Source organism: Ramlibacter sp., from assembly GCF_013697775.1.
GTDB lineage: Bacteria > Pseudomonadota > Gammaproteobacteria > Burkholderiales > Burkholderiaceae_C > Ramlibacter.
Genome location: NZ_JACCWG010000227.1, coordinates 1 through 2,021 on the forward strand (window position 1 = coordinate 1; position 2,021 = coordinate 2,021).

Annotated in this window: 1 protein-coding gene; it reads left to right on the forward strand. The window is 70.3% G+C overall.

Going from position 1 to position 2,021, the window contains the following annotated elements:
* Positions 1-2,021: condensation domain-containing protein (locus H0U68_RS11185; RefSeq protein WP_296355557.1), on the forward strand; the 2,021-nt coding region annotated here is incomplete at both ends.

The window sequence follows — 2,021 nt, forward strand, 5'->3', positions numbered from 1 at the left end:
ACGATTTCTTCGCACTCGGCGGGCATTCCCTGCTGGCCATGCGGCTGCTGTCGCAGCTGCGCACCGAGCTGGGCGTGGAGTTCCCGCTGGGCAAGCTGTTCGAGCATCCGGTGCTGTGGGCGCAGGCCGAGGCCATCGGCCTCGCGCAACGCACCGCCCTGCCGCCGATCGAACCAGCGTCGCGTACAGAGGCATTGCCCCTGTCCTTCGCCCAGCAGCGCCTGTGGTTCCTCGCCCAGCTCGCCCCCGAGAGCCGCGCGTACCACATCCCCCTAGGCCTGCGGCTCTCGGGTCCGCTGGACCGGTCCGCGCTGCAGCAGGCGCTGGACCGGATCGTGGCGCGCCACGAAGCGTTGCGCACCAGCTTCGCGCTATCCGGCGGCCAACCCGTGCAGCGCATCGCGCCGGCCGACACCGGCTTCGCCCTGCGCGTGCAAGACCTGCGCGATTGCCCGGACACCGGCGCCGAAGTCCAGGCCCTGGCCGCGCAGGAGGCTGTCGATGCGTTCGACCTGTCCACCGGCCCGCTGGTCCGCGGCCGGCTGCTGGTGCTGGGCGACACCGAGCACGTGCTGCTGGCCACCCTGCACCACATCGTGTCCGACGGCTGGTCCATGGACGTTCTCACCCGCGAGCTGGAGGCCTTGTACACGGCCTTCGCCGAAGGGCGCGACGATCCGTTGCCGCCGCTGCCGATCCAGTACGCCGACTACGCCGCCTGGCAACGCCGCTGGCTCGATGGCGAGGTGCTGCAGCGCCAGAGCAGCTATTGGAAGGACCGCCTGTCCGGCGCCCCCGCGCTGCTGGAGCTGCCCGCCGACCGACCGCGCCCGGCCCAGCAGGACCACCGCGGCGGTTTCGTGGAATTCCAGCTGGAAGCACCGCTCGCCGCCGGCTTGCAGGCCCTCAGCCAGCGCCAGGGAACCACGCTGTACATGACGCTGCTGGCCGCATGGGCGGGACTGCTCTCGCGGCTGTCGGGCCAGGACGACGTCGTCATCGGCACGCCGGTGGCCAACCGCACGCGTGCGGAGGTCGAACGGCTGATCGGCTTCTTCGTGAACACCCTGGCGCTGCGTATCGACCTGGGCGGCAGCCCGGACACCGTGGAACTGCTGCGGCGCGTGAAGGCGGAATCGCTGAACGCGCAGCAGCACCAGGACCTGCCGTTCGAGCAGGTGGTCGAACTGGTCAAGCCGGTGCGCAGCATGGCGCACACGCCACTGTTCCAGGCCATGTTCGCCTGGCAGGCCGGCGCGCCGGGCACCGCGCCCACCGCCACTGCCACCGAACCGGTCGGCCTGTCGCTGCGGCCGCTGGCCGCGCCTGCAACGCTAGCGAAATTCGACATCACGCTGCACATGGGCGAGTCGGGCGGGCACATCGCGGGCGGGTTCGAATATGCGAGCGCATTGTTCGAGCGCGAAACCATCGAGCGCTTCCGCGGGCACTTCCTGGCCTTGCTGCGGGCCATGGTGGCGCAGGCGCAGCGACCGGTTGCGCAACTGCCGCTGCTGTCGAATGCGCAGCGGGACCAGCTGTTGGTGCAGTGGAACGCGACGCAAGCGACGTTCCCCAGCGAGTCGTGCACGCACGAGCTGTTCGAGGCTCAGGCGCGGAGCACGCCCAATGCTATCGCGCTGGTGCATGGCGATCAGCGCATGCGCTACGCCGAGCTGGACGCCCAGGCCAACCGCCTCGCGCACCACCTGCGCACCCTGGGCGTTGGCCCGGATGCCCGTGTGGCCGTGTGCGTGCAGCGCTCCGAGCAGATGGTCGTCGCCCTGCTTGCCGTGCTCAAGGCGGGCGGTGGCTACGTTCCGTTGGACCCGGCGTATCCGACGGAGCGCCTGGCCTACATGCTGCAGGACAGCCAACCACGCGTGCTGATCTCCGATGGCGAACTGCCCGAGGGCCTGACCGATGGACTGCAACTGCCGGTGCTTGACCTCGCGGCCGATGCGGCTCTTTGGGCTGACCTGCCCTCCACCTCCATCCCCGCGGCGTCCATCGGCCTGCGC